Source organism: Nocardia sp. NPDC058497 (genome assembly GCF_042720195.1).
Classification (GTDB): domain Bacteria; phylum Actinomycetota; class Actinomycetes; order Mycobacteriales; family Mycobacteriaceae; genus Nocardia.
On the sequence record NZ_JBHXMY010000108.1, the window covers coordinates 1 to 5954 of the forward strand.

Sequence of the window (5954 nt, forward strand, 5' to 3'; positions counted from 1 at the left end):
CTCGGTAGCCACGCTGAGCGACCGGCTGACCGCGGCCGGCTACCTGCCGTCCCTCGATATCGCGACCGCGGTCTTCCTGGCCGACCACCTCGGCAAACCCCTGCTGATCGAGGGCCCGGCCGGCGTCGGCAAGACCGAGCTGGCCAAGGCCGTCGCCGCGGCGGTGTCGGCCGAGCTCATCCGGCTGCAGTGCTACGAAGGCATCGACGAGGCCCGCGCGCTCTACGAGTGGAATCACGCCAAACAGCTGCTCCGCATCACCGCCACGTCGGGGGAGACCTGGGAAGGCACCCGCGACCACGTCTTCACCGAGGAGTTCCTGCTCGCCCGGCCCCTGCTGGCCGCCATCCGCAATCCCGATCCGACGGTGCTGCTGATCGACGAGCTCGACAAGGCCGATGTGGAGCTGGAGGGCCTGCTGCTCGAGGTGCTCGGCGACTTCCAGGTGAGCATCCCCGAGCTCGGCACGGTCACCGCCGTCCGCAAGCCCTTCGTCATCCTCACCTCCAACGCCAACCGCGACCTGTCCGAAGCGCTGAAGCGCCGCTGCCTGTTCCTGCACATCGACTATCCGACCGCGGAACTGGAGAAGGCGATCGTCCGGCTGAAGGTGCCGGAGCTCGATGCCGCGCTGGCCGAACCGGTGGTGACGACGGTGAGCGCGCTGCGTCAGCTGTCGCTGCGCAAGGCGCCCTCGATCGCCGAAACCGTGGACTGGGCAAAGACTTTGGTCGCCCTCGGCACGCGCACTCTGACTGCCGGGGCGGTTCGCTCGACACTCGGCGTGCTACTGAAGTACCAGTCCGACCATCGCGTGGCGATCGAACGGCTCGGTCTCGACGATCAGGCCGATGGTGGCGCGCCCCGATGACCGGTCCGACGACCGATCGGCTGGTCGGTTTCGTAGGTCTGCTGCGCGAACACGGAATTCACGCGGGTCCTAGCGAGACCGTCGACGCGGCGGCCACGATCGTCGCCCTCGGCACCGCGGACTCCCGTGTGCTGCGCTCGGGCCTGGCCGCCTGTCTGCTACGCCGCAACGGTCAGCGCAAGGTTTTCGACCAGCTCTTCGACCTCTACTTCCTCGACGCCGCCCGTCCGATCACCGTGTCGAGCGAGGATGCCGCCGACCCGCTCCGCGAGCGGGTCATCGCCGCCCTCATCCAGGGCGCCGACACCGCCGAACTCGCCAGGGAAGCGCTCAATACCTTCGGCGCCTACGGCGGCGCGGGGGAGAGTGCGGGCCGGGTCACCTCGGCATCGGGCGCAGGCTGGTCGTCCTATCTGACGATGAAATCGCTGCGCCCGGACGAGATCTCCGAGCAGGTCGCGCAAACCATGGGCGGGACAGGTCAATTCGATTCGGCGGTCCACACGATCGAGGCGCGCCGCCGGGTCGAGCAGTTCCGGGCCGCCGTGCAGGCCGAAGCCCGCCTGCGCTCGGCGCAACTGCGCGGCACCGACTACATCGCTCGTCGCGGCGTCGAATCCGGCGCTGACAGTGCCGATTTCCTCGGCGCGCGCGAACAGGACCTCGCCGAGATGCGCCGCCTGGTGCACCCGCTGGCCCGCAAACTCGCCACCCGGTTGGCGGTCCGTCGCAAGAAGGCCGTGCGCGGGCAGATCGACCTGCGCCGCACCCTGCGCCGCTCGATGGCCACCGGTGGCGTCCCGATCGATCCCGTGCTGCGTGCCCGCCGCCACGGTCGGCCGGATCTGGTTGTGCTGGCTGATGTCTCGGGCTCGGTGACCGGTTTCGCCGAGTTCACCCTGCAACTGGTGCAGGCCCTGCAGGACCAGTTCAGCAAGGTCCGCAGCTTCGGCTTCGTCGACACCTGCGCCGAGATCACCGACTACTTCAACCCTGGCGAACCGCCGGCGCCCGGTTTCGCGCAGAACATCGTCCGCGAGGCGGGTGTGGCGCGCTTCGGTTCCAGCAACTACGGCGAGGCACTCCAGGGTTTCGTCGACCACTACCTCGACGCCCTGGGTCCGCGTACCTGCGTGCTGATCCTCGGTGACGCCCGCACCAACCGCACGGACCCGAATCTCGCTGCGCTGGAAGCGATGACCGAACGGGCCAAGGCCGTCTACTGGCTCAATCCGGAGCCGTCGAGATCGTGGAACACCGGCGATTCAGCGGCGTCGACCTATGCCGAAGTCGTCACCATGCACGAGTGTCGCAACGTCGCCCAGCTCGCCGTAGTGATCGGTCGCCTGCTACCTGCGTGACGGGGCCCTCGGCCCACCACCGTGCCGACAGATACGGCGGCCCGGCACCGGGTGGCGAACCACCCGGTACGCCCACATTATCGCGGGCTGAGCCGCACCACCGCGTACTCGTGATCGCTCTTGGCCTGGTACTTCCCGTACCGCGGCTGCGCGGTGGTGATCGACTCCCAGGCCCTGGCCCGCTCCTTGCCGGTGAGCACTCGCGGCGTCACCGGCAGCGCTGCCTCACCGGGCAATTCGATGCTCGCCTGCTCGGGATGTCCCATGAGGTTGAGGTGCCAGTCAGGATGTCCGTTCTTCCCACCCGACGCCACGAGCAGCCAGGACCCGTCACCGCCGGCGAACCACGAGATCGGGGTCTGCCTCGGCTCGCCGCTGCGGCGCCCGACGGTGTTGAGGATCAGCACGTCCATCCCCATGAAGGTGCCGTTGCCGCCGCGGATCTTGCGGTTCATCCTGGCGTTCATCTTGTGCTGCATCCACCGGGAGAATCCCCCGTGCGAGCTCTTGGTCTTGCCGGACGGCTGGTTCGTGGTCATCGGAAGGTCCTTTCGATTGGCTGGGTGCGGGGGACTCAGCCCCAGGCGCCCGCGATCTGGCGGGTGGTGGCATTGAGCCGGTTGAACATGTTGGTGACGCCGATCATCAGCACGATCGAGGCGAGCTGCTTCTCGTCGAAGTAGCTGGCGGCCGCGTCCCAGATCTCGTCGGTGACGGCATTGGAACGGTCGGCCAAGCGGGTCGCGGCCTCGGCCAGTTCGAGGGCGGCGCGCTCCTCGTCGGTGAAGTACGGGGTCTCCCGCCAGGCCACGACCGTGGCGAGCCGCTCCTCACTGACACCGGCTTTGCGAGCGGTCTTGGTGCCGGCGTCGACGCAGGAGCTGCAGTTGTTGATCTGGCTTACCCGCAGGTGCACCAGCTCCAGGATCTCGCCGTCGACGCCGCCGGTCTGCACGGCCTTGAGCACCTGCTGGATCGGGCCCATCGCGTCGGTGAGGACCATGGCCGGGTTCTGCATCCGAGACTGCATGATGTTCTCCTTGTTTCCCGTTGTTCTCCGCTGCTTGCGGTGTGACTCAATAACAGCCCGTCGTGCGCCGGAACACGATGGCTGTGGGACACTGTGGGACAGTGGAAAACGGTCCTGACCTCCCGATTGTCATCGGGAAACTTCCTGATCCGGGCCGGGACAACAGAGCGGGAAACGGTGGTTGTGCAACAGCAGACGGCAAGGGCCTACCCACAGGACGAACTCGCCGCGCGCCTGCGCCTGATTCAGGAATTGTCCGGCCGCGGCGTACGCGCACTGGCCCGCGACACCGGCCTGAGTTCCTCGTCGCTGTCGCGCTATCTCAGCGGACAGACGGTGCCGCCATGGCCCGCCGTGCTGGAACTGTGCCGCCTGGTCAAACGCGATCCGCGCCCGCTGCGCCCGCTGTGGGAGCGCGCCAACAATCCGCTGCCCGCGCCGCCGAAGACGAGCCGCCAGGTCGCCCCGCCGAGCCCGCCCGCCGACGCCCCACCGCCGCCGCGCAACGACCTGCCTCGCGACGTCTCCGACTTCACCGGCCGCGAACAGGCACTGGCCGACGTCCTCGCCGCCGTCCGGTCCGACCGGGTGGTCGCCATCGACGGTATGGCCGGTGTCGGCAAGACGTCCCTGGCCGTGCACGCCGCCCACCAGCTGACCGCCGAATACCCCGACGCCCAGCTCTATCTCGACCTGCACGGTTTCACCGACGGCCGCCAGCCGCTCGACCCCGACGCCGCGATCCGCGCCCTGCTGGCCGCGCTGCAGGTGCCCTCGGAGAAGGTCCCGCAGGACGGCGGGGTCGAACTGCGGGCGGCGTGCTGGCGTTCGGAGCTGGCCCGGCTACGCGCGGTGGTCGTCCTCGACAATGTCGCCGATGCCGCCCAGGTCAGCCATCTGCTGCCGGGAGCTGGGGAGTCGGTCGCCATCATCACCAGCCGTAATCGGCTGCTCGAGCTCGACGAGGTGCCACCGGTGACCCTCGACGTGCTCACCCCGGAGGAGAGCGCGGAGCTGCTGGTCAGGGCCAGCGGCGATGCGCGCGGACCCGACGGCAGGCTCGCCCGGGAACCCGAACAGGCCGCCGAGGTGCTGCGGCTGTGCGGCAATCTGCCGCTGGCCTTGCGCCTGGCCGCGGCCCGGCTGCGGCACCGTCCGGGCTGGTCGGTCGGCATCCTGGTGGAGCGAATGGCCGAGGGGGCCACCGAGTTCGACACCGCCTTCGGCATGTCGGTGCGCCAGCTCAACCGCGATCAGCGCCGCCTGTTCCGGCTGCTCGGCCTGATCCCCGGATCCACCTTCACCGACTATGTCGCCGCGGCGGTGGCCGACGTGCCGCTGCGCAGCGCGCGCACGATGCTCGAGGATCTGCTCGACGCCCACCTGGTCCAGCAGCCCGCCGAGGGCCGCTACCGCCTCCACGACCTGGTCCGCCAGCACGCCCGCAACGCCACCTTCGAACACGACACCGACGCCGACCGTCACCGCGCCCTGCACCGGATCCTCGACTACTACGTGCACACCGCGGCCGCCGCCGACGCCGCGATGCCGTTCCTGTCGCCGACCCGCCCCGTGTCGGCAGGCTCGCCGCCGGCCGATCTACCGCACTTCCCCGGCCGCGACCCCGCGTTCTTCTGGTTCGTCACCGAATACACCAACCTGATGGCGGTGTTCTACGCGGCCGTCGAGGTCGGCGCGAACGTCCACGTGTGCGAGCTGCCGCGCTTCCTGCGCACCTTCTTCGCCCGGCGTTGCGGCACAACGCATCTCAACGCCCTGTTCGAACAGTCCCTGACGGCCGCCGAGCATCTGGGTGACCCACGCCAGCTCGCCGAAGCGCACAGCGACCTGGGTTTCGCCCGCTACAACGCGGGCCGCATGGCCGAGGCGGCCGCCGCCTACGCCGCGGCGGCACCGCTCATCGCGGCGGCCGGCGACCCACTGCCCCGCGCCGAGCTGACCATGCGCTGCGCCCACTTGCGCTGGGACGAAGGCGATACCGAGGAACCACTCGAACTGTTCCGCCAGGCCCGCGACCTCTACGCGACCAGCGGCTGCCCGACGAGTGCCGCCGACGCCATCGCCAGCGAAGCCTGGGCCATGCTGCAGCTGGGCCACCGTGAGCAAGCCGCGCAGCTGGCCCGCGAAGCCCTCGACATCCCCGTCGACGACCCGTCGTGGCCGCCGTCGCTACAGGCCCAGATCACCCTCGGCGTCGCCATCGCCGCCGACGAACCGGACGAGGCGCTCGAACACCTGAGCACCGCGCTGGCGCTGGCCCGCGCGGACGGCCACAAACACAACGAAGCCTGGTGCCTGAACTGCCAGGGCGTCGCGCTGCGCCGGATGGGCCGCTACGACGAGGCCCTCGCCAGCCACCGCGAGGCGTTCGCCCTGCTCGACGCTCTCTTCGAGGAGCACTGGAAGATCCACTTCCTCCACGGATACGCCGAAACCTGCCGCCTGGCCGGACTTCCCGACGAAGCGCTGCGCCTGCACCGCCAAACCCTGGAGCTGGCACCGAAACTCGGCTACCGCCTCGAAGAAGCGCTGGCGCACCAGGGCATTGCCGAGGTACTCGAGCCGACCGACCCGGACGCGGGGGGGGCCGGCGCCGCGGCCGCCGCCCGCCCCCCCCGCGCCGGCCAGGCCCCCCCGCGCCCGCGCCCGCGCTCCGACCCCGCGCTCTGGC

General features: G+C 69.9%; 5 protein-coding genes. 3 read left to right on the forward strand and 2 right to left on the reverse strand.

Annotation, left to right across the window (positions count from 1 at the left end; all coding sequences use genetic code 11):
* Positions 1-13: 13 nt before the first annotated feature.
* Both ACFWPJ_RS10425 and ACFWPJ_RS10430 read left to right on the forward strand, forming a co-directional pair.
* On the forward strand, positions 14-871 hold the full coding sequence (locus ACFWPJ_RS10425; RefSeq protein ID WP_378849499.1) for an AAA family ATPase: 858 nt from the start codon (positions 14-16) through the stop codon (positions 869-871).
* A complete protein-coding gene (locus tag ACFWPJ_RS10430; protein ID WP_378849475.1) occupies positions 868-2232 on the forward strand; it encodes a VWA domain-containing protein in 1365 nt (454 codons plus the stop codon). Before ACFWPJ_RS10425 ends, ACFWPJ_RS10430 begins: the two co-directional genes overlap by 4 nt.
* A 77-nt stretch (positions 2233-2309) precedes the next feature.
* On the opposite strand, the gene ACFWPJ_RS10435 is transcribed toward ACFWPJ_RS10430, so the two are convergent.
* Both ACFWPJ_RS10435 and ACFWPJ_RS10440 read right to left on the reverse strand, forming a co-directional pair.
* Positions 2310-2771 carry a nitroreductase family deazaflavin-dependent oxidoreductase gene (locus ACFWPJ_RS10435; protein WP_378849477.1) on the reverse strand — a complete coding sequence of 154 codons (462 nt, stop codon included), beginning with the start codon at positions 2769-2771 and terminating at the stop codon, positions 2310-2312.
* Positions 2772-2806: 35 nt separating this feature from the next.
* On the reverse strand, positions 2807-3262 hold the full coding sequence (locus ACFWPJ_RS10440) for a carboxymuconolactone decarboxylase family protein (RefSeq protein WP_378849479.1): 456 nt from the start codon (positions 3260-3262) through the stop codon (positions 2807-2809).
* 183 nt (positions 3263-3445) lie between these two features.
* On the opposite strand from ACFWPJ_RS10440, the gene ACFWPJ_RS10445 reads away from it, so the two are divergent.
* Positions 3446-5954, forward strand: a 2509-nt coding sequence (locus ACFWPJ_RS10445) for a tetratricopeptide repeat protein (RefSeq protein ID WP_378849481.1), incomplete at its 3' end; no start/stop codon positions are given.

Coding starts and splice junctions, on each gene's coding strand:
- ACFWPJ_RS10435 (WP_378849477.1), bottom strand. CDS start 2,771: ATGACCACGAACCAGCCGTCCGGCAAGACCAAGAGCTCGCACGGGGGA.
- ACFWPJ_RS10440 (WP_378849479.1), bottom strand. CDS start 3,262: ATGCAGTCTCGGATGCAGAACCCGGCCATGGTCCTCACCGACGCGATG.
- ACFWPJ_RS10430 (WP_378849475.1), top strand. CDS start 868: ATGACCGGTCCGACGACCGATCGGCTGGTCGGTTTCGTAGGTCTGCTG.